This is a genomic window from Methylovirgula sp. 4M-Z18, assembly GCF_037890675.1.
GTDB lineage: Bacteria > Pseudomonadota > Alphaproteobacteria > Rhizobiales > Beijerinckiaceae > 4M-Z18.
Genome location: NZ_CP149574.1, coordinates 2,704,827 through 2,727,395 on the forward strand (window position 1 = coordinate 2,704,827; position 22,569 = coordinate 2,727,395).

Sequence of the window (22,569 nt, forward strand, 5' to 3'; positions counted from 1 at the left end):
AGGCGGACTTTTTCGTCCGCCTGAACTTACGTCACATGAAGTCGCGCGGCACTTCGCTGCTGAAGTCCTTGCAGAAGACTTCCGCCTCGCCCTCATAGGCGCGGACCGTGGCGCTGATGCGCCAATGGGTCTCGGTACAGGAGATGCTCGCCGTACTCTCGCTCCGCACCGACCAACCCGGTCTTTGCATCTCGCAGATCCAGCTCGACCGCCCCGTCATGGACAACGGGTCGTCCGGCGAAATCGACCAAACTTCGTCACGAACCTGCCGCGCCGCGAGGCCCGTCTCGGGATGTTCATTGAGCCCGGTATCTTCGTAGATACAATAATCCGTCCGGTGCGCGTTCAGATCACGGATGACCTTGCGCCGCGTCTCGCTCTGCTTGAGGTTCTTGTAGATCGGCAGCGGATTGGGATTGGCCGGCTGCGGCATGTCGAGCGCCTCAAACGCCCCAAGTAATGGCAGCCGAAGCTCCAGGCTCGCCTGGTCGAGCGTGAGGCCTGGATCGAATGGCGGCGGCAGGATCATCGGCCAATAGGCGGTGGAAAGAGCCAGGCGAATCCGATGTCCCTTGGCGAAGCGGTAGCCGCATGCATCGAGCACCAGGGTCACCTTGGCCTTGCCGTCCAGGCGCTCCGGCGCGGCATTGCCGTTGCGATGTGCGAGGTTAAGGACGCCGAAGGCAACCCGTGTCGCGGTCCCGTCTTGGTGAATGTCGACGAGACGGGCCGCCAAATTCGCCCATGGCGCGTCGCAGGAAACGGTGATCTCCAACACCGCCTGGCCGAGGCAATCGAGCGCCTCGTCGAGCCGCGGCGACTGGAAGACCAGCGACCCCGCATCGTCGATGCGCTGATCGCCCGCCATTTCCGCATCCGGCTTCAACGTGAAATACTCGCCCGACGCGGTGCCGGTATCGAGCGGCGATTTGAGATAGACGTCGCGCGCGGCGGTGTTCCCGGCGCGCGCGCCTGCACGCAGTCCCCCAGATTCGTCCGCATGAAACGCCTGAAACTGCGGCTTTTGCCAATGTTGCTTGGCCACCCAAAATCCAGGATCGAAATCGCGCCAGGCCGCGGGCTTCACCGCGTCAAGCACGTAGGCACGAACTTGCGGCAGCTCGTCCGCGCCGTTCTCCTCGCCACGCAGCCAGCGGTTCCACCACCGGATCGCTTCGTTCAAGAAGTCGGCGCGCGGCTTCGGCCAAGCAAAATGCGGGTACTTGTGAATCCAGGGCCCGATGATCGCTTTCGCCTTCTCGCCCAGCCCTTCGACCGCGCGCAGCGGCGTGTTGCGATAGCCGTCCGCCCAACCGGCGATGACGAGCGCCGGAACTTCGACGGCGGAAAAATCGTCGCAGATCGAGCCATGCCGCCAGAAATCGTCGCGCCGCTGATGGGCAAGCCATTCCTCCATGAAGAACGGCTCGTTGGCGAGTCGCTCCATCCACATGTCGCGCCAACGATCGCCGACCAGCACCGGATCGGGCGCGCGCGACTGATACGCCAGCATGGTCGCGGCCCAGGACAATTGCGCCGACAGGTGGCAGCCGTTCTTGTAATGAATGTCGTCGTTGTAGCGGTCGACCGTCGAAGCGATCGAAATCACCGCCTTGAGCGCCGGCGGCCGCAACGCCGCGACTTGCAGGCAATTGAACCCGCCCCAGGAGATGCCCATCATCCCGACCGCGCCATTCGACCAGCTCTGCGCGGCAATCCACGCAATCACTTCGCAGGCGTTGGCAAGTTCGAGCGGGGTATATTCGCCATCGATGACACCATCCGATTCACCCGAGCCGCGGATGTCCACGCGCACGCCGGCGATGCCCGCCGCCGCAAAAGACGGATAGGTCGATTCGTCGCGCACCGATGTCCCATCGCGCTTGCGGTAGGGCAAGAATTCGAGAACCGCCGGCACCGGATCGGCATCCGCGCCGTCGGGCATCCACATCCGCGCCGCCAGCCTTGTGCCGTCGCGCAAGACGATCCACTCGTTCTCAAGGACCTTGAAAGGCCGTCCGCTCATCTCCCACCCTCAATCCAAACACGAATGAAAAAGCGCGCGATACTGCATCGGCAATTGCTCCGTTGGCAACGGGCCGGCGCGGACGATCAGCTATGCGATGAGCTATCCAATCCAATTTTCAGCTGCGCAAAAAAACTGTTCACCACTAGCTAAGTCACCGAGCGCGATCTAGTCTTTCGTACGCGCTTCGTGGAGTGAGCGAAGTGTGTGTGGCCGCCGGCGTTTTCGGCGGATCATGACGGAGGGGATCGAGACATGTCAGAAATGGAATATTGGAAGCTGCAACATATGGCCGGCAAGATTTCGCGGCGCGAATTCGTCGGCCGCTCCGCAGCTCTGGGCGCCAGCACGGCGGCGATTGCCGCGATGGTCGCCAGCGTCGAAGCCCATGCCGACGAGACGCCCAAGAAGGGCGGCACGCTGAAGGCCGGTATCGGCGGCGGCAGCACGACCGACAGTTTGAACCCAGCTTCGTACACGGACTCGGTCGCGCTTTTTGCGGGCTTCGCGCTCTACAACGGCTTGGTCGAAAACGGCCCCGACAACAAATTGATTCCGGAACTCGCCGAAACTTTCGAAGCCAAGCCCGGCGCGACCGACTGGGTTTTCAACCTGCGCAAAGGTGTCACCTTCACCAACGGCAAGACCTTCGACGCGGACGACGCGATCTATTCTCTGAACCTGCATCGCGGCGACACCAAATCCGGCGCGGCCGGACCGATGAAGGCCGTCTCCGACGTCAAAAAGCTCGGCCCCAATCAGATCCAGGTTTCGCTTTCTTCGCCGGACGCGGACTTTGCATACGTCCTGAGCGACTATCATATGCTCATGGTGCCGAACGGCTTCACCGATTGGGCCAATCCCGTGGGCACGGGCGCGTTCAAGCTCAACAAATACGATCCCGGCGTGCGCGTTTCGCTGCTCAAAAATCCGAACTTCTGGAAGAAGGACCGCGGCTATCTCGACGGGCTCGAGGCAACGGTTATCAACGACTCGAGTGCCCGCATCAACGCGCTCGTTTCCGGCCAGGTCGATGTGATCAACCGCGTCGATCCGAAAGCCATCGCCCTGCTCAAGAAATCGCCCAACCTGCAGATCGTCCAGGCCGCCGGCGGGTATCACAGCATCATCACGATGATGATCGACCGGCCGCCGTTCGACAATGCCGACATTCGGCAGGCGTTGAAACACGCGATCGACCGCGAGCAGATTCTCAAGGCCATGTTCAGCGGCTACGGTTCGGTCGGCAACGATCATCCGATTCCGAAGAGCGATCCCTATTTCAACACCGAATTGCCGCAGACCAAATACGATCCGGAAAAAGCGAAGTTCTACTTCAAGAAGGCAGGCCTCACCGATCCGAGCATTGTGCTGCAAGCGTCCGATGCCGCGTTCAGCGGCGCGGTCGATATGGCGACTTTGTTCCAGGCATCGGCGTCCAAGGCCGACATCAAGATCGATGTGAAGAAAGAATCCGCCGACGGCTTCTGGGAAAATGTCTGGCTCAAGGGCGCGTTCGTGACGAGCTACTGGGGTGGGCGGCCCGCCGCCACGCAGATGTTCGGCGTCGCGTACAAGTCCGATGCGCCCTGGAACGAGACCCACTGGAACCGGCCGGCCTTCGACAAATTGCTCGCAGACGCGCGCAGCGAACTCGACGAGGCCAAGCGCAAAAAGTACATCTGGGCGATGCAGGAAATGGTGCACAACGAAGGCGGCTCACTGATCCCGGCTTTCCGCGATTGGCTCGACGCGCACAACAACAAGGTCGGCGGACACACACCGCACTTCGGCTTCGACCTCGACAACGGCCGCCTCGCCGAAAAGGCCTGGCTCAAGAGCTAAGTTAGTTTTCCCGCGGCGCCGCATGCGGCGCCGCGGGATTTGAGTTTTGTGTTTAAATCAAATGCGCCAGCGCAAAATCGACCGCCCGCTGCATCAGCGCATCTATTCCGGGGCTACGCCCCAAAGCGCGCAGCGCGCCGTGCAGCAAGCCCTTGCCGACGACCAATTCGGACGTTCCCCCCGCGGCCTTTATGCGCGCGTGCAACGTCGTCGCGTCATCGCGCAGAGGGTCGATTTCGACCGGGAGCAGGAGCGTCGGCGGCAAGCCGTCGTAGCGCGTGGCGAGCAAAGGCGAGGAATAAGGCGTTGGCGCCGCGCCTGAGAGATACGCTTCCTTGTACCACAGCACATCGGCCAGCGTGAGCATCGGCGCCTGGGCATGGTCGTCGCACGCGGGCGGCATCGGGTCGGGGGCAAGGGTTGGATAAAACAAGACCATGCCGTCAAGCTGCTTTGCGCCCGTGTCGCGCAAATGGGTCGCCACGGCAGTGCAAAGATTGCCGCCCGCGCTGTCGCCGATTGCGACGATCTTGCGCTGCGGCCATTCGGCCCGCACCCATTGCACCGCATCGCGCGCATCTTCGAAGGCCGCGGGGAAAGTATGCTCGGGCGCCAGACGATAATCGACGGTGACGACGGTCGCGCCGGTGCGCGCGGCCAAATGCGCGGTCACGATCTCATGGCTGTCGAGGCCGCCAAGGACAAAGCCGCCGCCGTGCAGATAGACGATCACACCTTTTGCACCACTGGCCGCATCGCGCGTTAGGCGCACGTCGATCGAGCGGCCCGGCAGGGCGAGATGTCGATCCTGCGACGTTACCCCAGGCGGGCGCGGCGGCGTCATATGCGCCGCATAGGCATCGTAGAGGCGGCGCTGCTCGGCGATCGGCCGGCCGGCACTGTCGGCCGGATAAAAGCTCTCGGTCTCGCGGATGAACTCAACCATCTGCGGTTCGAGCGTCGCGTTGCTCATGCCTTTTTCTCCCAGCGGCCGTTTTCGCCTTGCTGCCAATAGGCGACAGCGAATCCGGCGTCTTTGAGCGCCTTCCATTGTGCCCGGGCATTGCCGAGCTGATCGGGATCGTTGCCATCGAACATCAGAATCGCACGTTCGTAGGCCGAGGCATCCGCTGCAACGACATCCTGCACATTGGCTGCCTCGACGAAAATGCGGATCTTCGCCCCATTAGGATTTTCGGCACCGAGGGTCAGATAGACCGGCTGCATCGTGGCATCGCCGTCGCGCGCAAGCCCGTGGGCGAGAAAGCTCTCGTCCGCATAGGTCCACAACAGATGGTCGAGCGCGTTCAGGCGCTCCTCGCTCGTCGCCTGCACGACGGCGCGCCAGCCGCGCTCAAGAGATTTTTCGAGAAGATTCGGTAACACGCGCTCCAGCGGATGCCGCTGGAGGTGATAGAACCAAATCTCCATCGCTCGTCCTTAATCAGCGCCCGGAGCCGAGATCACAAAACTGCGGTCGGTCGGCGTCCAAAACATGCCGACGATCATGCCGCCGCCGGGGTGAACTTCGTCACGGCCGGCATTGTACACGTCGCCGCGCTCGATCGAGGCGCGCAGATATTCAGCGACGTCCTGCTCCAACGGTTTGAGCACCGATTGGGCCTTCGTCGGATCCCAATTGAAGGCGCTTTGCAGCGACGCCGTCAGGTAGCGCTGATATTGGTCGAGCAGCCGCGCTTTCGCAGGCGTCGCGACGCGCGCCTCGAACCGCACCATCTCGTTGCCCTTGCAATCGAGCGTCGCATCGACTTCCTGACTGCCAACGACGACATAGGATTCGACGCCCTTGTTGCCGCCCTGCCCGCTATGCACGACGAGCGCACGGCTGAAGGAGACACTCAAGTCGCCGAGCGACGTGGTGAAGGTTTGGATGAAACCGTCGCACGCAATGCCCTTGGCATGCACCGGCGCAGCCGACACCGCGCAGGCGACCGCCGCCGCCAGAAGAGAGATGATTTTACTTTTCATAATGATCCGCCACCAAACGATTCAGAAGGCGCACGCCCCAGCCCGAGCCCCAGGATTGATTGACATCATTGGCAAGCGAGTTCATGCCGCTGCCGGCGATATCGAGATGCGCCCAAGGCGTATCGTTCACGAAACGCTGCAAGAATTGCGCGGCGGTGATCGAACCGCCGAACCGGCCGCCGGTGTTTTTCATATCGGCGAATTTGGAATCGATCAGCTTGTCGTAAGCTGCGCCAAGCGGCATGCGCCAGACCGCCTCGCCCGTCGCCTTGCCGGCCGCGGCGAGCCGCTCCGCCAGCAAGTCATTGTTGGAGAACAGGCCCGCATGCTCCTGCCCGAGCGCCACCAGGATTGCGCCGGTCAGGGTGGCAAGATCGATCATGAATTCGGGTTTGAACTTGTCCTGAACGTACCAAAGCACGTCGGCGAGAACCAGGCGGCCCTCGGCATCCGTGTTGATGATCTCGATCGTTTGGCCGGACATTGACGTCACGATGTCGCCAGGCCGCTGCGCCTTGCCGTCCGGCATATTTTCGACGATGCCGATGGCGCCGATCGCATTGACCTTTGCTTTACGCATGGCGAGCGTATGCATCAGGCCCGTGACGCAGGCTGCGCCGGCCATATCGCCCTTCATGTCCTCCATGCCGGCGGCCGGCTTGATCGAGATACCGCCCGTATCGAAACAGACGCCCTTGCCGATAAAGGCGATGGGCTTGTCCTTCGCGCCGCCGCCATGCCAGCGCATGATCGCCACGCGGCTCTCATAATGGGAGCCTTGCCCCACGCCGAGCAAAGCCCGCATGCCGAGCTTGCGCATGGCCTTTTCATCGAGAATATCGACCTCGACGCCGATCTCCTGGAGCTTCTCCGCCCGGCGGGCGAATTCTTCCGGATTCAACACATTCGGCGGTTCGTTCACGAGATCGCGGGCAAGATCCACGCCCTCGGCGATGGCCTGGCGCGATTTATACGCGCGGCGCGCCGCTGCCGGATCGGCAACGCCGATCGTCACATGGGCAGGCCCCTTGCTTTCGCCGTCGTCCTTCTTTGTCGTTTTATAAAGGTCGAAGCGGTAGCCGCGAAGATGCAGGCCGAGGGCGAAATCGGCCGCGGCAGCGGCCGGATTCTCGAGGGTCTCGGCGAAATCGAACAGAACCGTCGCGGTGGCGCCCTGCGGCAATTTTCCCATCACTGCGCCGCCGAGGGTGACAAAATCAAGTCCCGCAAAATCTTTCGCCGGGCCCGTGCCGATGACGATCAACCGGTCGAAATCCAAATCGGCGGGGGCGAGAACCGTGACCGCCGTGCCGTTCTTGCCCTTGAATTTCGCGACCGCCGCCGATTTGGCGATAAGCTCCGCCGCCGGCCCCATCAACTCCGCGGTGGCGCCACCAAGACGCAGGTCCGGATCGGCAAAAACGACAAGCGTGCCACGTTCTTTCCGCTCCTGACCCGGCGATGACACCGCCGCGAACGTGGTCTTCACAAATTTTGTCATTCAAGACTCCGCGCAAAACACCCAATCGACTCCAGGGCCTGCACTATCACGAAAAATGCACACGCCCAACGCAAGAACGAGATGGGAGGGCGGCATTTACGCAGGAATGTATGAACAGAGCATTTTCAACTTTGCCCAAACTTGGCCTAGATGGTGATATTGGATTATGAGAGGGGCGTCTGACCAGATTCTGCACCGCAACATTCGGTGCCGACTTGTATTCCGCACGGTCCGGCGCTAAATGCCGTGACCGGGGCGAGAAGAGGTAACTATTGGAAATTGCCTAGGAATTCCCTAGCAACGAATGGAATCGTATGAGTCTCGTCGAGCGTTATCTCTTCAAATCCCTACTGACGGCTTTTCTGGCCTGTCTCTTCGCGCTCACGGCCGTCATCTGGATCGCGGTTTCATTGCGATTTTTTAATCTTCTGACGACGCAAGGCCAGTCGATCGTGATGTTCTTCTCCATCACCGGTTTGACCATCCCACAGTTGGTGCTTTACATCGCACCCTTCGCCCTGTTCGTAGCCGTGATCGTGACGTTGGATCGCTCGAACACGGACAGCGAGCTGATCGTGATGAGCGCCGCGGGCCAGTCGCCGTCCCGGCTGATCAGGCCCTTTCTCGCCGTCATGCTGCTGGTTTCGGCCCTCGTCGCCAGCCTGTCGCTCGACATTCTTCCCTGGAGCTTGCGCGAGACCCGCACGCTGCTCGCGATCGTGCGGTCGGACTTCCTGACGCGCGTCGTGCGCCCCGGCGTGTTCACGGCTCTCGAGGACGGTTTCGTCTTTCATTTCCGCGAGCGCGCACCGGATGGCGCCCTGCTCGGCGTTTTCATGCAAGACCGGCGCGACGCGACGCAAGTCAATACCTATCTCGCCGAGCGGGGCGAGGCGGTCACTGGCGATGGGGTCAATTTGCTCGATCTTGAACGGGGCAGCATCCAGCGGCAAAAACAGGGCGATCCGGACGCAGCCATCGTTCAGTTCAAATCCTACGCCATCGACCTCGCCCAATTCGGCCCCAAGGACGATAAGGACTCGGACCCCTCGGCCGTCAAACCGGCGGAAATGACCACCTACGGGCTTTTTCACCTGAATATGGCGAGCCCCAACGTCCGCAAGCTCAAGGGGCGGTACCGCGCCGAGCTTTACGAGCGCTTCGTCAATCCGCTTTACGCCTTCGTTTTCGGCCTCGTCGGCTTTGCCGCCTTGGGACACGCCAAGACCACCCGGCAAGGCCGCGGCGTCGCGATCGCCTCGGCCATCGGTCTGGTCGCGGTGATTCGCGTCTCCGGCCTTGCCGCCTCCACGCTCCTGGTTAAACTCGCGGGCATGTCGATTTTGGTCGTCGGCATCCCGGTGACCGCAGTCATCGTCGCGCTCGCCTATTCCTTCATGCCGGCCCTGCGCTCCTATTTTCATAGGCCCAGGCCTCTGCGGTTGCAGGAGGAGCTGGCGTGATGATCGGACGGCGTCTCGGGGTCTATATCGGCGACCGTTTTCTGCGCACGATTCTGTCGGTTTTCGGCGGAATTTTCAGCCTCATCTATCTTTTGGACTTCGTCGAGCTGCTGCGTCGCGCCGGCGACACGCCGCAAGCCACCGCGCCGTTCATGGCGTTTCTCTCACTGCTGCGCGTCCCGTCGGTGGCCGAACAAATTTTGCCCTTCGCCTTTTTGTTCGGCGCGATTTGGGCCTTCATCGCGCTGACCCGCAAGTTGGAGCTGATCGTCGCGCGCGCGTCCGGCGTGTCGGTTTGGCAATTTCTGATGCCGCCGCTCTTGATCGCGCTGATTCTCGGGATCGTTTCGGTCACCCTCTACAATCCGTTGGCCGCGACGCTGAAGCAGCGCGCCGACCGAATCGAAACGCGGATTTTCGGCAACACCGGCCTCGCCGACCACGATACGGCGCTCTGGGTGCGCCAAAAAAGTGTGGACGGCCAGGCGATCATTCGTGCCGAGCGGGCGAGCGACGGCGGCTCTGTTCTCGCACCCGTCAGCGTCTTCGTCTACGACGACCACAACTCCTTTCAGGAACGCGTCGACGCCGACCGCGCGACCTTGCAGTCCGGCTTCTGGACCTTGGACAAGGCCCGGATCCTCGCGCCCGGCGAGGAACCGCGAGCCGTCGACGCCTACGATCTTGCGTCCGATCTGACCCCGGAACAGGTCACGCAATCCTTTGTCGCGCCCGACACTGTGTCATTTTGGGACTTGCCCGAGCTTGCCCGCCGAATGGAAATTGCAGGATTGGACGCGACAGGGTATCTTATGCGTTATCAAGTGCTTCTTGCGACGCCTTTACTTTTTGCTGCAATGGTTCTTATCGCTGCATCCTTTTCTTTAAGATTTTTTAGAATGGGTGGTGTAGCAAGAAGCGTGGCGAGTGGCGTTGGCGCTGGGTTTGTGCTTTATGTCGCTACGAAACTGGTAGGTGATCTCGGCACGGCGGGCTTCATGTCTCCCATCGCGGCGGCATGGTCGCCCGCAATTGTGGGCGTGATGCTGGGGTCTCTGTATTTGTTGCACCTGGAGGACGGGTGAATGGGGTTGCGTAAGAATGCCCCGGCTTTGCGGAATCTGCTGGCGCCCACGGTCCAGCGGAGGCTGTTGCTTGCCGGTTTCACTGCCGCGGCAATGTTGCTCGCGCCGGCACTGACGCCGGCGAACGCTCAGACTCTATCCGACGAAGTATCGCAAAGGGCCACCCCGCAGAAAGACGGTAAACAGGACCGTCTTGCGCTCGAAGCGAACGAACTCGACTACGACAAGGATACTGGCAAAGTCACCGCTATCGGCAATGTCCGCCTGTATTATCAAGGCCGCACGCTCGAAGCCGATAAGGTGATTTACGACCGCAACACCAAGCGCGTCTACGCCGAAGGCAATGCCAAGATGACGGAAGCCGACGGCACCGTCTCTTACGGCGATCACTTCGATCTCACGGACAATTTCAGGGACGGGTTCATTGAGTCGCTGCGCTCGATCACCTCGGACAAAACCCGTATGTCCGCGCCGCATGCCGAGCGCACCGACGGCGAGACGACGGTGTTCGATCACGCGACCTACACGGCTTGCGAGCCCTGCGCCGAGCATCCCGAACGGCCGCCGCTGTGGCAGGTGCGCGCGGTTCGCATCACGCACAAAAACGAAGAGCAGATGGTCTATTACGAGAACGCGACCGTCGATCTGCTCGGCGTACCGGTCGTATGGATGCCTTTTCTATCGGCCCCCGACTCGACCGTCTCCAAGAAATCCGGCTTTCTGGCGCCGCACTATTACTATTCGACCCCGCTCGGCGTCGGCGTCGGCATTCCTTACTTCTGGAACCTCGCGCCGAATTACGATCTGACCCTCACGGGTTCCGTGCTCTCGAAACAGGGCTTCCTGGGCGAAGTCGAGTGGCGGCACCGCCTGTCGAATGGCTCCTACACGGTGCGCGTTTCGGGCATCAAGCAAGCCGAGCCAAGCGCTTTTGCCTCCGCCGATGCGCCCGCGAACGGCGCGCCAGTGACAAACCGCGACTATCGCGGCTCGCTCGAGACGACCGGCCTCTTCTACATATCGGACAAGTGGAAGTATGGTTGGGACGCGACCCTACTCTCCGACCGGTACTATATCCAAGACTACAAGCTTAACAGCGAGAGCATCGCACACGATTACTTCAAGGAATCGGTGTCGACCGCCTATCTCACGGGCCAGGGCGATCGCGGTTATCTCGACCTGCGTGCCTATTCCATCATCGGCCTGACCTCCAGCGACATTCAAAAACAACAACCGACCGTCGGCCCCCTGCTCGACTACAACAAGTCGATCGATGTGACGAAAGAACGATTTGGCGACACGCTTGGTGCGATCGGCGGCCAAATCACCGCCGACATGAACGCGGTCAATATCAACCGCACGCTCGCATCCTATCAAACGACGCTCACGCCCTATCAGAGCTATTCGGTCTGCCAGCAATACAAGGTCGGATCCTGTTTGCTGAATGGGGTCGGCGGCAATTATTCGCGCGTGTCCGGTTCGCTGGAGTGGAAGGAAAAATATACCGACTCGCTCGGCGAGGTCTGGACGCCCTTCGTGTTTGGCCGCGTTGACGGCATTTCGACGGAGCTGAATACGAACAGCAGCTTCCAAGCCTTCAACAGCTCCGGCCAGCCGATCTCAAACTCCTATCAGCTTTCGGGCAATTATTTCTCGGCGGCGAATACGTCGGAAGCGCGCGCCATGGGCGGCGTCGGGCTGGAATATCGCTATCCGTGGATTTCCAAGAGCGATTGGGGCACACAGACGATCGAACCGATCGGCCAGATCATCGTGCGCCCGAACTCGCCGTCGTTGCGCAACATTCCGAACGAGGACGCGCAAAGCCTCACCTTCGACGACACGAACCTATTCGATTACAATAAATTCTCCGGCTATGACCGGATCGAAGGCGGCATACGCGCCAATGTTGGTGCGCAATACACCGCGACCTTCGGCAAAGGCGGCTATCTGAACGCCTTGTTCGGTCAGTCCTATCAGGTGGCCGGCAAGAATTCCTACGATCAAGCCGATGTCTACAATACCGGCCTCGATTCCGGCCTGAACGGCTCCCGGTCCGACTACGTGTCGCGCCTGGCATTTTCGCCGCCGACCTTCTACAATATTTCGACATCCTTCATCGGCCGCGTCCGTTGGGACAAGGATACGTTCGCCCCCAATGCGCTCGATGCGTCTTGGTCCATCAATTACAAGGCGCTGAGCTTCTCGACGCAATATGCCCGCTATGGCGCGCAGCCGGATCTCGGTTACCCGTTCCGACGCGAGGGCTGGGCGCTCAACAGCCGCTACAATCTCACCGATCATTATTACGTGTCGGGCGGCGTGATGTTCGACCTTGGTCGCCACCTTTACAACAACACGGTCAATCCTTCGACCAATCTGCTCTATCCGAATTACCCGCTTTTCACAGTCGGCGATTTCAATGCCATGGTCGGCTATCAGGATGATTGCACGACGTTCAGCCTCCAATACATCAACGCTCTCTCCGATCCGGGCTCGGGCACCAAGACGCACAATCAGGTCTTCTTGGTGAATCTGGAATTGCGGACCTTGGGCGACGTCAAGTTCAAGCAATCCATCGGGTCGGATACGAACGAGACATTGGATGGCATTGCGTCGGCCCATTAATCCCATGATTGGCCGAGCGAGTTCGGGGAGCGGTTCACCGGCTTTCTCCGGTCGAAGCGAGGCGCAAAAAGTCGCGAGTGCCTCTTTGTGCCGACGTTCCTCCTACCTCGCCGTTGCGCGATGATCGACACGCTGCCGCCGCTTCGCGAGGTCGTGCGGGCGCATGGGCTGGAGCCGAAAAAGTCGCTGGGGCAAAACTTCCTGTTCGATCTCAACTTGACGTCCCGCATCGCGCGCGCCGCGGGGCCGCTCGACGATGTGACGGTGGTCGAAATCGGCCCAGGACCGGGAGGCCTCACGCGCGCCTTGCTGGCGGCGGGCGCGCGTGAAGTCATCGCAGTCGAGCGCGACGAGCGCTGCCTTGCGGCGCTTAGCGAAATTGCGGCTCACTATCCCGATCGGTTGGAGATTGTCGCCGGCGACGCGCTCGCAACGGATCTCGCGCAACTGGTCGCCGGCGTTGCGGGCCGCAAACAAATCTGCGCCAACCTCCCCTACAATATCGGCACCGCTCTGCTGGTCCAGTGGCTGGAAAGTCCGGTTTGGCCGCCTTGGTACGACAAGCTGACCCTGATGTTTCAGCGCGAGGTTGCGGAACGTATCGTCGCGACGCCCGAACAGCGCGTCGATTACGGGCGCCTCGGCGTGCTGTGCGGCTGTCTCACCAAGGCGCGGATTCTTTTCGACGTTCCGCCGAGCGCGTTCACGCCGCCGCCGAAGGTCGTGTCATCAGTCGTCGAACTCCTGCCCCGCACCGATCCTTTGCCGTGCAGAATCGAGATTCTCTCGGCCGTCACGCAAGCCGCCTTCCATCAGCGCCGCAAGATGTTGCGCCAATCCCTGAAAGGATTGGGCGTTGAGGCGCTCGAACTTCTCAACGCCGCAGGGATCGACGGAACGAAACGCGCGGAAGAAGTGGATGTCGCAGGCTTCGTGCGCCTCGCGCAGCAGTTGGTCATTCTGCGAAGCCGGTGAGCTACTCTTCGCTCAACAGACCTTGCACGAATTGTTTCACGCCGTTTTCCTGCCGATTCCGCCTCAAGCGCTCAGCTTTCAAAATGGTCAGCACGTCGCCCAAGGTGCGCTGCAGGTCGTCGTTGACGAGCACATAATCGTAGGAGGTCCAGCGCTGGATTTCGTTGCGGGCGTTGGTGAGCCGCTTCGCGATCGTCTCGGGCGCATCCTCCGCCCGGCGAATGAGACGGGCCTTCAGCTCGCGCATCGACGGCGGCAGGATGAACACGGTCACCACATCGTCTGGCGCCTTCTCGCGCACCTGCTGCGTGCCTTGATAATCGATATCGAACAGAACATCCCGGCCCTCTTGCAGCACGGCCTCCACGGGGCCGCGCGGCGAGCCGTAGCAATTGCCGTGCACCTCGGCCCATTCCAGCAAATCGCCGGCATCGCGGCGTCGGTCGAACTCGGGACGCGAAATGAAATGATAATGGATGCCGTCGATTTCCGACGACCGGCGCGCCCGCGTCGTGACGGAAACCGACAAGGTCAGATCGATCAACTTGTCCTGCAACAGCATCCGCGTCAGCGTCGTCTTGCCGGCGCCGGAGGGCGAGGACAGGATCAGCATCAGACCGCGGCGGCGAATGTGATTGGCGTTGCTGGAAAATGGCATGAAATCACTCGATATTCTGGATCTGCTCGCGGAATTGTTCGATCTCGGCCTTCAGGTCAAGCCCTATCGCGGTCAGACTGACATCATTCGCCTTAGAACAAAGCGTATTGGCCTCGCGGCCGAATTCTTGCGCTAGAAAATCGAGGCGGCGGCCGATCGGGCCGCCCGCGATCAGCAAATCGCGTGATGCCTGAACGTGGGTCTTCAGGCGGTCCAATTCCTCGCGAATATCCGCCTTCGCCGCAAGCAGCATGGCTTCCTGGTGCAGCCGGTTGACGTCGAGAGCGGAATTGGTGTCGATCAGGGCCGCGACTGAGGCCACAAGACGCGCCTTGACGGCCTCGGGCGCGCGGGCCGGCGCATGTTCGGCCTTGTTGGTGAGCAGCGCGATCCGGTCGAGGCGATGCTGCAAAATCTGGCTGAGCGCCTCGCCTTCGCGGCGACGCATCTGCGCAAGATCGCCGGCGGCGCGGTCGAGGCCGGCCAGAATCGCTTGGCTAACCTCAGTCTCGGCTTCCGCCGGCGCATCCTCATTCATCTCGACCACGCCGCGGATCGCGAGAAGCCCATCGAGCGAGGGTCCTTCAAGGCCGCGCTGGAGCGCGATCGGGTGCAGAATCTCAATGAGCTTGGCGAGAACATCGGTGTTTACCCGGACCGTCGGACTCGGCGCTTCGCGTTGCGCGCTTAGCGTCGCGTAACAGGAACCGCGCGCGACGCTTTTGGCCAGCCGCGCCCGCACGTCGCCGTCGATCGCATCGAAACCGGTTGGCATCCGCAGGCGTAGATCGAGGCCCTTGGCATTCACGGTCTTGAGCTCCCAAGCCCAAGTCCAATTGCCGACATGGCCTGAGATTCGCGCGAATCCGGTCATACTCGCCACAAGCCCTTCAGGATTCGATATGGACGCCATCAGCATTCGTCGGAAAAGAGTTCGGATTGGACCCGGTGCGCCGCAAGATCAGTGCAGCGGCGGCACGGTTTTCGCGGTGGTGAGATCGTAGCCCTTGTTCAGCAGCGGATCGAGGGGCGTTCCTTCGGAAACATCTGTGACCTTGTATTTGCTGCTACCGAATTGAGCCGCTTGCGCCGTACCGGCCGGCTGCGCTGACCGCTGCGGATTGAGCTGCAGCACATTTTGCGGCGGCGGAGTTGTGAGACCATATTGCGCGGCGCGCGCGCGAATCTCGGCAAGCCGTTCCGGCGATATCGGGAAAGGCGGCGGCGGATCGGCGGTCTGCGCAGCCAGCGCCGGCTGCGGTTTGGCGGCATCCGCGTCTTCGTCCTGGTCGGTCGCGCCTCGAATGTTCAAATTCAAATCTTCGATCCGGGGGCCGATGGAAAAATTCTGCGGCGGCGCAGCCGACTTGGTGCTTTTCCCTTTCTGCGCGGACGGCGGCACAGTTGCCTGCGCCGTCATGGGCAGCGCCGCGACCGGCGCTGCATGGGCGATCGCTGCCTGGGCATCGTTCTGCGCGACCGGATCGGCGCGCTGCGCGGCATAGGCGGTAACATTGCCATTCGGCGCGGTCAGGTCGTGCTCAAGCTCGGTGCGCTGCCCCGGCACCGGCGGTGTCATAAACTTGTCGGCATCGGGCAGCGCGCGGTCCTTCACGTCCTTCTCGATCTGTCGCCAGTGCTGCACGTTCTTCACGTGCTGGTCGAGCGTCTCGGCAAAGACATGTCCGCCGGTTCCGTCCGCGACAAAATAGAGGTCCTTGCTCCTGGACGGATTCGCGACCGCCTCCATCGCCGCCTTGCCGGGGTTGCAAATGGGGCCTGGCGGCAAACCGTCGATCGCATAGGTGTTGTAAGCGGTCGGCTGGTCGATTTCGGCCCGCGTGATACCGCGGCCGAGCGATCCCTTGCCGCCGACGATGCCGTACACGATCGTTGGGTCGGATTGCAGGCGCATGCGCTTGTCGAGGCGGTTGAGGAAGACGCTCGCCACATGCGGGCGCTCGTCCGCCTTGCCCGTCTCCTTTTCGACGATCGAGGCCAAAGTCACCATCTCATATGGCGTTTTCAGGATCGGCAGATTGGGATCGTGTTTCGCCCAGATCTGCACCGTGGCCTTCTTCTCCGCCTCCTGCATCTGACGCAAAATTTCGCCGCGCTGGGTGCCGCGCACGAAACTATAGGTTTCCGGCAACAGGCTGCCTTCCTTCGGCACATCCTTGACGTCGCCCTCGAGTTCCGTATCGTCCTTCAGGCGCTGGACGATCTGCTCGCTGGTCAGGCCTTCCGGAATGGTGATCTTATGCGCGACCTGCTTGCCGGCCACCAGAATGTCCATGACCTCGCGCATGCTGACATTGGCTTTGAACAAATACTCACCGGCCCGGACTTTACTACGATTGCCCTCCATCGTCAGCAGGGCATTCAGCATGAGCGTATTGTCAGTCACGCCCTCAGTTTCGAGCTGGTCCAGAATGTCAGGGAAATCGGTGTGTGGCGGAATGAAAACGATCTTGTCCGCCGGCAAGGGGCCCGGCTCGCGGGCAATTTTATTGGCGAATCCGTAGCCTAGCACCAGGGCGACGATAGCGATCAAGACGAAGGTCAGACCGCCGCTAAGGGCCGACAGCATCGGCCAGCGCCGCGCCCGTAACGGCGGGCCCGGCGGCGGCGGCGCCGACTGCGGCTGCAGCGCTTCACTCGGACTCTTCGGCGCCTCGCGGCGACCGAAGAAACGCGGACCCGATTTTGCCGCCGATGGCTCGCCGGACTCTTGCGATTCGTTAGGGGTCGGATCGACCATGGAAAACACCGTCCACCGTGGCAAAACAGCCAGAAACCAGAAAGTTGACGTTAACCCATCCTTACCCGCTGCGGAACACTTATTCCATCTCGGGCGCTGGCGCTACGTCTCGAGCGAAACAGCACGCGGTACTGCATCGCTCCCACTTATTTTCGCTGCGCTGGCATCGAGAGTAAAAGTCTAGCAACAACAGCCCATTAAGAGGCTTTCTTAGCACCGGAGCTGAAATTAACCTTGACTCTAAACCACCCCGTTTAGAGGCGACGGAAGATCAAGGACGCATTCGTGCCGCCGAAGCCGAAGGAATTGGAAAGAGCCACATCAATATGGCATTTCTTGGCCTTGTGCGGAACGAGGTCGATCTCGGTCGAGACCGACGGATTGTCCAGATTGAGCGTCGGTGGCACAATTTGGTCGCGCATTGCGAGCAGCGAGAAAATCGCTTCGACAGCGCCAGCCGCACCCAAAAGATGGCCGATCGCGGATTTCGTCGACGACATCTTCAGCTTGCCGGCATGATCGCCGACCAGCCGTTGCACGGCGCCCAGTTCGATCTCGTCGCCGAGCGGCGTCGAAGTGCCGTGCGAATTGATATAATCGATATCGGACGGCGCCAGCCCGGCCCGCTTCAGGGCCATGCTCATGCACCGGAATGCGCCGTCGCCGTCCTCGGACGGGGCGGTGATGTGATAGGCATCGCCCGAGAGGCCATAGCCCACCCATTCGCCATAAATCTTGGCGCCGCGCGCCTTGGCATGCTCGTATTCCTCCAGCACGACGCAGCCGGCGCCTTCGCCCATCACGAACCCGTCGCGATCCTTGTCATAGGGCCGCGACGCCTTTTTCGGCGAATCGTTGAAATTGGTCGACAGAGCGCGGCAGGCGGAAAAACCGGCGACGCCAAGCCGCTGGATCGGCGATTCCGCGCCGCCGGCGACCATCACGTCTGCATCACCCAGGGCGATGAGTCGCGCCGCATCGCCAATCGCGTGCGCACCGGTGGAACAGGCCGTCACCACCGAATGGTTAGGACCTTTCAACCCGTGCGCGATCGACACGTAGCCGCTGGCGAGATTGATCAGGCGGCCGGGAATAAAGAACGGCGAAATGCGGCGCGGGCCTTTAGCCTGCATCAAGAGCGCCGCATCAGCGATACCACCGAGGCCGCCGATGCCCGAGCCGATCAGCACGCCCGACACGATCTGATCTTCATAGGTCTTGGGCTGCCAGCCAGCGTCTTCGAGCGCTTCCTTGGCGGCTGACATGGCGAAGGTGATGAACTCGTCGACCTTGCGCTGCTCTTTCGGCTCCATGGCAAGATCGGGATTGAACGTGCCGTCCGTCCCGTCGCCGCGTGGCACCTGGCACGCGATCTGGCATGGCAAATCGGAGACCTCGAAGCGGTCGATTCGCTGGGTTCCGCTTTCGCCGGCCAACAAGCGACGCCAGGTCGTCTCCAAGTTGCCGCCCAGCGGCGTCACCATTCCCATACCTGTGACGACGACTCTTCTCATCCCGACTCCGCCTTCGGTTCTTCTACGGACCCTACCCCAAATCGGGGCGCAGGCCGGCTTCCAAATTCAAACGCGATCAGGGCCGGTTTGCACCAGCCCTGAGAAATTCCATCATAAAAAAGGAAACTCGAAGGCGAGCTTAGGCCTTGGCGTTCTTTTCGAGGAACTTGATCGCATCGCCCACCGTCGTGATGGTCTCAGCCTGGTCATCCGGAATCTCGACGCCGAATTCCTCTTCGAAAGCCATCACAAGCTCAACGATATCGAGCGAATCCGCGCCCAGATCATCGATGAAATTGGCGTTGTCGACAACTTTGTCGGCATCCACGCCCAGGTGTTCCACAACGATCTTCTTCACGCGATCGGCGATATCACTCATCGTCAAAATCCCCATTTAATACCAAAGTCGGCTCGCGAAGAGGTTGGTCCTCTCGAATTCCGTGCCAGCTTGCGCCCTGATGGCAGAAAGTCCGCCGCAAGGCAACTGGCTTGTTTGAGTTGGTAACATAGTTGATAAGCGAAAGCGAGAGGACGGGGGGACGGCTTCCCCCGCGTCCAATTGCCTCAAATCATTGCCATGCCGCCGTTGACATGCAAGGTCTGGCCAGTCACGTAGCCGGCCTCGCTGCTGGCGAGATAAACGACCGCGGCGCCGATCTCATCCCCGTGCCCCAGCCGTCCGGCGGGCACTTTTGTCAGGATCGCTTCCTTCTGCTTGTCGTTGAGTGCGTCGGTCATCGGGCTCGCAATGAATCCCGGCGCGATGCAGTTCACCGTAATGCCGCGCACGGCGACTTCGGCGGCGAGCGACTTGGTCATGCCGATCATGCCGGCCTTCGACGCAGCGTAGTTGCCCTGGCCCGGATTGCCCATGACGCCGACGACCGAGGTGATGCCGATGATGCGGCCGTAGCGGCGTTTCATCATGCCTTTCAGGGCGGCGCGTGACAGCCGGAACGCGGAGGTCAGGTTGACGTTCAGCACCGTCTCCCAATCCTCGTCCTTCATGCGCATGAACAAGCCGTCGCGCGTGATGCCGGCATTGTTCACCAGGATATCGAGCGATCCCATTGCCGCTTCGGCCGCCGGCAACAGGGCCTCGACCTCGGTCTTGTCGGCAAGGTTGCAGGGGACGCTGTGGACCCGTTCGCCGAGTTCGCTCGCCAATTGATCGAGCGCCTCTTTGCGCGTTCCCGAGATCGTCACCGTCGCGCCTTGAGCGTGCAGGGCGCGGGCGATGGCCCCGCCCAGTCCGCCCGTCGCGCCGGTGACCAGCGCAGTCTTACCGCTAAGATCGAACATGCCGCAATTATCCTTCCTTTTGATTGGCGAGAGCCATAGGTCGTTGTCCGCGCCGCGATTTGGCGAAGATGCCGTAGGAAAACAAGAAAACGCTCAGCCAAATAAAACCGAACGCCACGGCTTTATAAAGACCAAAAGGTTCGTGGAACCAAAACACGGCGATCAGGAACACGAGGCCGGGCGCGATATATTGCATGATGCCGATGGTCGAAAGCCGAAGCAGCTTGGCGCCTTTCGCGAACACCAGCAGCGGCACCGCGGTCACGAAGCCAAGACCGAGGAGAAGCGCGATATCGCCCGTGCCGGTGTCGCCGAAATGGCCCGCGCCGCTATGTTCGACCCACGCGATCCAGACGAGCGACGGCAGCGTCAACAGCAAAGCTTCGAGGAAAAAGCCTTGCGACGAATCGATCGGCAAGGTCTTGCGCGAGAGGGAATAGAGCGCCCAGGACAAGGCAAGGCCGATGGAAACCAAGGGCAGTCCGCCGGCCGCCAATGTCATAATGGCGACGCCGATCCCCGCCAGGGCCATCGCCGCGAGCTGAAACCGGTTCAACCGCTCGCCCAAGAGAAAGGCGCCGAGGGCGACCGTGATCAACGGATTGATGTAATAGCCGAGCGCCGCATCGAGCACGCGCCCAACCCCGACGGCCCAGACATAGAGCCCCCAATTGACCGACAGCAAGGCGGCCGTGACCATGGCCATGCCGAGGGTGCGCGGAGAGCGAAAAACGTGCCGCAGATCGGCAAAGCGGCCGGTCGCCAGCAGAACGGCCGCCGCGATCGGCAAGGACCACACGATCCGATGCGCGACGACTTCGGTAGCCGGAATATGGGCCACCCATTTCATATAGAAGGGCAGGAACCCCCAGAAAATATAGGCGGCCGCGGCGAATGCGAAGCCGAGCGGCGTATCGCCCTGCCCGGCCGCTGATGTACTCTCAGCCATGGTCCGCCTGCCAGGCGACGACATCCGCCGGCGTGCCGATCGCTTGGCCGGTTGCGCCGTCGGCGATCCGCTTCACCAGCCCCGACAGGACCTTGCCGGCGCCAAGCTCGACGAACTGGGTCACGCCCTGCCCAGCCATATAGGCGACGCTCTCGCGCCAGCGCACGGTGCCCGTGACCTGCTCGACGAGGCGGTTGCGGATCTGCGCGGGATCGGTCACCGGGGCGGCAAGTACATTGGCTACGACCGGCACGCGCGGCACCTGGATCTCCACCTTCGCCAGCGCCTCCGCCATGGCGTCGGCGGCGGGCTGCATGAGGGCGCAATGGAAGGGCGCGGACACGGGCAGCAAAAGCGCGCGCTTGGCGCCCTTCGCTTTGGCAAGCTCCATGGCCCGCTCGACCGCCGCCTTCGCGCCGGAGATCACGACCTGCCCGCCGCCATTGTCGTTGGCGGCCTGGCACACCTCGCCCTGCGCGGCCTCTTGCGCCACCGCGGCGGCGGCATCGAAATCGAGCCCGAGCAAAGCCGCCATGGCGCCGACGCCCACCGGCACGGCCTGCTGCATCGCATCGCCGCGGATGCGCAGGAGGCGCGCGGTATCGGCGATCGACAGCGCGCCGGCCGCCGCAAGGGCGGAATATTCGCCGAGCGAATGGCCGGCCACGAATTTGGCGTCCCGGGCGAGGTCGAGCCCGGCTTCGGCCTCGAGCACCCGCACGACGGCAAGGCTGACCGCCATCAGCGCCGGCTGGGCATTCGCGGTGAGGGTCAGTTCGGCCTCAGGCCCCTCGAACATCAGATGGGACAGATTCTGGTCCAGCGCCGCATCCACTTCGGCATAAACCGCCCGCGCAGGCGCAAAAGCCTCGCCCAAAGCCTTGCCCATGCCGACTGCCTGACTGCCCTGCCCCGGAAATACGAATGCGACGCTCACGGGATCCTCCCAATGCAAAAATTGGCGGTCGGACTGGCATTGAGGCGAGGAACTGTCAAGGGCACGGTCACATTTTCGCAATATGACCGCCCCAGGCAGGGTATGACGGCGCGGTCCGGAGTCTCTCGCCGACCGAAGGAGCATTCGATGGAAAAGACCGCCTTTGCCATTCATCAGGCCGCAGCCCATGGCTTTGCGCAAACGGCCGAGCAATATGCGCGCGGCCGGCCGGATTATCCAACCGGGGTCGGGAACTGGCTGCGCGATCGGCTCGGCCTCGGGCCTGGCAAGATTGTCGTCGACCTCGGCGCAGGCACCGGTAAGTTCACGGCGCGGCAGCGTGAGACCGGCGCGCATGTCATTGCCATCGAGCCGGTGCCGGAAATGCGCGCGCGGCTCGTCACGGATTTTGCCGATGTGGAGGCGCGGCAGGGAACGGCGACATCCATTCCGCTTGCCGACAATTCCGCCGATGCGATCGCCTGCGCCCAAGCCTTTCACTGGTTCGCGACCAAGGCAGCGCTTGACGAAATCCACCGTGTACTCAAGCCCGGAGGCAAGCTCGGCCTGGTTTGGAACGCGCGCGACGAGCGGGTGCCCTGGATGGCGAAGCTCACCGAAATCGTCAACGCGCATGAAGGCGATGCGCCGCGCTATCATACCGGCGCGTGGAAAGAGGCCTTTCCCCACGACGGTTTCGGACAGTTGCACGAAGAGCAATTCCTGCACAGCCATACGGGCGCGCCGGAGGATGTGATCCTCAATCGTTTCATGTCGGTCAGCTTCATTGCGGCGCTGCCGGCCGATGAGAAAGCCCACGTGCAGGCGCAGATCGCAGCGATCATCGCGAGCGAACCGGACCTTGCGGGCCACGACGTGGTGGACGTCCGCTACAGAACGAATGTCTATTGGACGACGAAGATTGGTTGAGTATTT

The 22,569-nt window shown here is 61.7% G+C and carries 19 protein-coding genes; 6 read left to right on the forward strand and 13 right to left on the reverse strand.

Features of this window, described 5'->3' with window-relative positions; genetic code table 11:
- Nucleotides 1-31 precede the first annotated feature (31 nt).
- The gene (locus tag V9T28_RS12545; RefSeq protein WP_116399276.1) at nucleotides 32-2,026 is read right to left on the reverse strand and encodes a CocE/NonD family hydrolase; all 1,995 of its coding nucleotides are present in this window, start codon (nucleotides 2,024-2,026) and stop codon (nucleotides 32-34) included.
- A gap of 255 nt (nucleotides 2,027-2,281) precedes the next feature.
- Between V9T28_RS12545 and V9T28_RS12550 the strand changes: the two genes are divergently transcribed.
- Nucleotides 2,282-3,871, forward strand: coding sequence for an ABC transporter substrate-binding protein (locus V9T28_RS12550; RefSeq protein ID WP_116399277.1), 1,590 nt, complete (start codon nucleotides 2,282-2,284; stop codon nucleotides 3,869-3,871).
- Between the two features lie 52 nt (nucleotides 3,872-3,923).
- Here the strand turns inward: V9T28_RS12550 and V9T28_RS12555 are convergent, their stop codons facing one another.
- Genes V9T28_RS12555 through V9T28_RS12570 form a run of 4 tightly spaced genes read right to left on the reverse strand, consistent with a single transcriptional unit; the run spans nucleotide 3,924 to nucleotide 7,361 of the window.
- A complete protein-coding gene (locus V9T28_RS12555; protein ID WP_116399278.1) occupies nucleotides 3,924-4,844 on the reverse strand; it encodes an alpha/beta hydrolase in 921 nt (306 codons plus the stop codon).
- The gene (locus tag V9T28_RS12560) at nucleotides 4,841-5,302 is read right to left on the reverse strand and encodes a DNA polymerase III subunit chi (protein ID WP_116399279.1); all 462 of its coding nucleotides are present in this window, start codon (nucleotides 5,300-5,302) and stop codon (nucleotides 4,841-4,843) included. The genes V9T28_RS12555 and V9T28_RS12560 overlap by 4 nt, the downstream gene beginning before the upstream one ends.
- A 9-nt stretch (nucleotides 5,303-5,311) precedes the next feature.
- The gene (locus V9T28_RS12565; protein ID WP_116399280.1) at nucleotides 5,312-5,860 is read right to left on the reverse strand and encodes a hypothetical protein; all 549 of its coding nucleotides are present in this window, start codon (nucleotides 5,858-5,860) and stop codon (nucleotides 5,312-5,314) included.
- On the reverse strand, nucleotides 5,850-7,361 hold the full coding sequence (locus V9T28_RS12570) for a leucyl aminopeptidase (protein ID WP_116399281.1): 1,512 nt from the start codon (nucleotides 7,359-7,361) through the stop codon (nucleotides 5,850-5,852). The genes V9T28_RS12565 and V9T28_RS12570 overlap by 11 nt, the downstream gene beginning before the upstream one ends.
- A gap of 314 nt (nucleotides 7,362-7,675) precedes the next feature.
- Here V9T28_RS12570 and lptF point away from each other — a divergent pair, with 314 nt between their 5' ends.
- The 4 genes from lptF (at nucleotide 7,676) to rsmA (ending at nucleotide 13,512) form a co-directional block, all read left to right on the forward strand.
- Nucleotides 7,676-8,824 carry an LPS export ABC transporter permease LptF gene (gene lptF / locus V9T28_RS12575; RefSeq protein WP_116399282.1) on the forward strand — a complete coding sequence of 383 codons (1,149 nt, stop codon included), beginning with the start codon at nucleotides 7,676-7,678 and terminating at the stop codon, nucleotides 8,822-8,824.
- Nucleotides 8,824-9,909: an LPS export ABC transporter permease LptG gene (gene lptG, locus V9T28_RS12580; RefSeq protein WP_116399283.1), complete on the forward strand. Its 1,086-nt coding sequence runs from the start codon at nucleotides 8,824-8,826 to the stop codon at nucleotides 9,907-9,909. The genes lptF and lptG overlap by 1 nt, the downstream gene beginning before the upstream one ends.
- A complete protein-coding gene (locus V9T28_RS12585) occupies nucleotides 9,910-12,537 on the forward strand; it encodes an LPS-assembly protein LptD (RefSeq protein WP_245423897.1) in 2,628 nt (875 codons plus the stop codon). It abuts the gene before it with no gap.
- A 120-nt stretch (nucleotides 12,538-12,657) separates the two neighbouring features.
- Nucleotides 12,658-13,512 carry a 16S rRNA (adenine(1518)-N(6)/adenine(1519)-N(6))-dimethyltransferase RsmA gene (gene rsmA / locus V9T28_RS12590; RefSeq protein WP_116399284.1) on the forward strand — a complete coding sequence of 285 codons (855 nt, stop codon included), beginning with the start codon at nucleotides 12,658-12,660 and terminating at the stop codon, nucleotides 13,510-13,512.
- A 1-nt stretch (nucleotide 13,513) separates the two neighbouring features.
- On the opposite strand, the gene gmk is transcribed toward rsmA, so the two are convergent.
- The 8 genes from gmk to fabD form a co-directional block, all read right to left on the reverse strand.
- The gene (gene gmk / locus V9T28_RS12595; protein WP_199499972.1) at nucleotides 13,514-14,170 is read right to left on the reverse strand and encodes a guanylate kinase; all 657 of its coding nucleotides are present in this window, start codon (nucleotides 14,168-14,170) and stop codon (nucleotides 13,514-13,516) included.
- A gap of 4 nt (nucleotides 14,171-14,174) precedes the next feature.
- On the reverse strand, nucleotides 14,175-15,044 hold the full coding sequence (locus V9T28_RS12600) for a YicC/YloC family endoribonuclease (RefSeq protein WP_245423899.1): 870 nt from the start codon (nucleotides 15,042-15,044) through the stop codon (nucleotides 14,175-14,177).
- A gap of 87 nt (nucleotides 15,045-15,131) precedes the next feature.
- Complete coding sequence (gene mltG / locus V9T28_RS12605) at nucleotides 15,132-16,931, reverse strand: endolytic transglycosylase MltG (protein ID WP_245423900.1); 1,800 nt, start codon at nucleotides 16,929-16,931, stop codon at nucleotides 15,132-15,134.
- Nucleotides 16,932-17,185: 254 nt separating this feature from the next.
- Nucleotides 17,186-18,445, reverse strand: a complete 1,260-nt coding sequence (gene fabF / locus V9T28_RS12610; protein ID WP_116399286.1) for a beta-ketoacyl-ACP synthase II — start codon at nucleotides 18,443-18,445, stop codon at nucleotides 17,186-17,188.
- Nucleotides 18,446-18,584: 139 nt separating this feature from the next.
- Nucleotides 18,585-18,824, reverse strand: a complete 240-nt coding sequence (locus tag V9T28_RS12615) for an acyl carrier protein (RefSeq protein WP_116399843.1) — start codon at nucleotides 18,822-18,824, stop codon at nucleotides 18,585-18,587.
- A 185-nt stretch (nucleotides 18,825-19,009) separates the two neighbouring features.
- A complete protein-coding gene (gene fabG, locus V9T28_RS12620; protein ID WP_116399287.1) occupies nucleotides 19,010-19,747 on the reverse strand; it encodes a 3-oxoacyl-[acyl-carrier-protein] reductase in 738 nt (245 codons plus the stop codon).
- A gap of 7 nt (nucleotides 19,748-19,754) precedes the next feature.
- Nucleotides 19,755-20,720: an EamA family transporter RarD gene (rarD, locus tag V9T28_RS12625; RefSeq protein WP_116399288.1), complete on the reverse strand. Its 966-nt coding sequence runs from the start codon at nucleotides 20,718-20,720 to the stop codon at nucleotides 19,755-19,757.
- Nucleotides 20,689-21,633 carry an ACP S-malonyltransferase gene (gene fabD / locus V9T28_RS12630; RefSeq protein ID WP_116399289.1) on the reverse strand — a complete coding sequence of 315 codons (945 nt, stop codon included), beginning with the start codon at nucleotides 21,631-21,633 and terminating at the stop codon, nucleotides 20,689-20,691. The genes rarD and fabD overlap by 32 nt, the downstream gene beginning before the upstream one ends.
- Before the next feature lie 147 nt (nucleotides 21,634-21,780).
- On the opposite strand from fabD, the gene V9T28_RS12635 reads away from it, so the two are divergent.
- The gene (locus V9T28_RS12635; RefSeq protein ID WP_116399290.1) at nucleotides 21,781-22,563 is read left to right on the forward strand and encodes a class I SAM-dependent methyltransferase; all 783 of its coding nucleotides are present in this window, start codon (nucleotides 21,781-21,783) and stop codon (nucleotides 22,561-22,563) included.
- Nucleotides 22,564-22,569 lie beyond the last annotated feature (6 nt).

What these genes read in the sequence shown, in the direction of transcription:
- V9T28_RS12545 (WP_116399276.1), bottom strand. Translation starts at nt 2,026, where the DNA reads ATGAGCGGACGGCCTTTCAAGGTCCTTGAGAACGAGTGGATCGTCTTG.
- V9T28_RS12550 (WP_116399277.1), top strand. Translation starts at nt 2,282, where the DNA reads ATGTCAGAAATGGAATATTGGAAGCTGCAACATATGGCCGGCAAGATT.
- V9T28_RS12555 (WP_116399278.1), bottom strand. Translation starts at nt 4,844, where the DNA reads ATGAGCAACGCGACGCTCGAACCGCAGATGGTTGAGTTCATCCGCGAG.
- V9T28_RS12560 (WP_116399279.1), bottom strand. Translation starts at nt 5,302, where the DNA reads ATGGAGATTTGGTTCTATCACCTCCAGCGGCATCCGCTGGAGCGCGTG.
- V9T28_RS12565 (WP_116399280.1), bottom strand. Translation starts at nt 5,860, where the DNA reads ATGAAAAGTAAAATCATCTCTCTTCTGGCGGCGGCGGTCGCCTGCGCG.
- V9T28_RS12570 (WP_116399281.1), bottom strand. Translation starts at nt 7,361, where the DNA reads ATGACAAAATTTGTGAAGACCACGTTCGCGGCGGTGTCATCGCCGGGT.
- lptF (WP_116399282.1), top strand. Translation starts at nt 7,676, where the DNA reads ATGAGTCTCGTCGAGCGTTATCTCTTCAAATCCCTACTGACGGCTTTT.
- lptG (WP_116399283.1), top strand. Translation starts at nt 8,824, where the DNA reads ATGATCGGACGGCGTCTCGGGGTCTATATCGGCGACCGTTTTCTGCGC.
- V9T28_RS12585 (WP_245423897.1), top strand. Translation starts at nt 9,910, where the DNA reads ATGGGGTTGCGTAAGAATGCCCCGGCTTTGCGGAATCTGCTGGCGCCC.
- rsmA (WP_116399284.1), top strand. Translation starts at nt 12,658, where the DNA reads ATGATCGACACGCTGCCGCCGCTTCGCGAGGTCGTGCGGGCGCATGGG.
- gmk (WP_199499972.1), bottom strand. Translation starts at nt 14,170, where the DNA reads ATGCCATTTTCCAGCAACGCCAATCACATTCGCCGCCGCGGTCTGATG.
- V9T28_RS12600 (WP_245423899.1), bottom strand. Translation starts at nt 15,044, where the DNA reads ATGACCGGATTCGCGCGAATCTCAGGCCATGTCGGCAATTGGACTTGG.
- mltG (WP_245423900.1), bottom strand. Translation starts at nt 16,931, where the DNA reads ATGGTCGATCCGACCCCTAACGAATCGCAAGAGTCCGGCGAGCCATCG.
- fabF (WP_116399286.1), bottom strand. Translation starts at nt 18,445, where the DNA reads ATGAGAAGAGTCGTCGTCACAGGTATGGGAATGGTGACGCCGCTGGGC.
- V9T28_RS12615 (WP_116399843.1), bottom strand. Translation starts at nt 18,824, where the DNA reads ATGAGTGATATCGCCGATCGCGTGAAGAAGATCGTTGTGGAACACCTG.
- fabG (WP_116399287.1), bottom strand. Translation starts at nt 19,747, where the DNA reads ATGTTCGATCTTAGCGGTAAGACTGCGCTGGTCACCGGCGCGACGGGC.
- rarD (WP_116399288.1), bottom strand. Translation starts at nt 20,720, where the DNA reads ATGTCGTCGCCTGGCAGGCGGACCATGGCTGAGAGTACATCAGCGGCC.
- V9T28_RS12635 (WP_116399290.1), top strand. Translation starts at nt 21,781, where the DNA reads ATGGAAAAGACCGCCTTTGCCATTCATCAGGCCGCAGCCCATGGCTTT.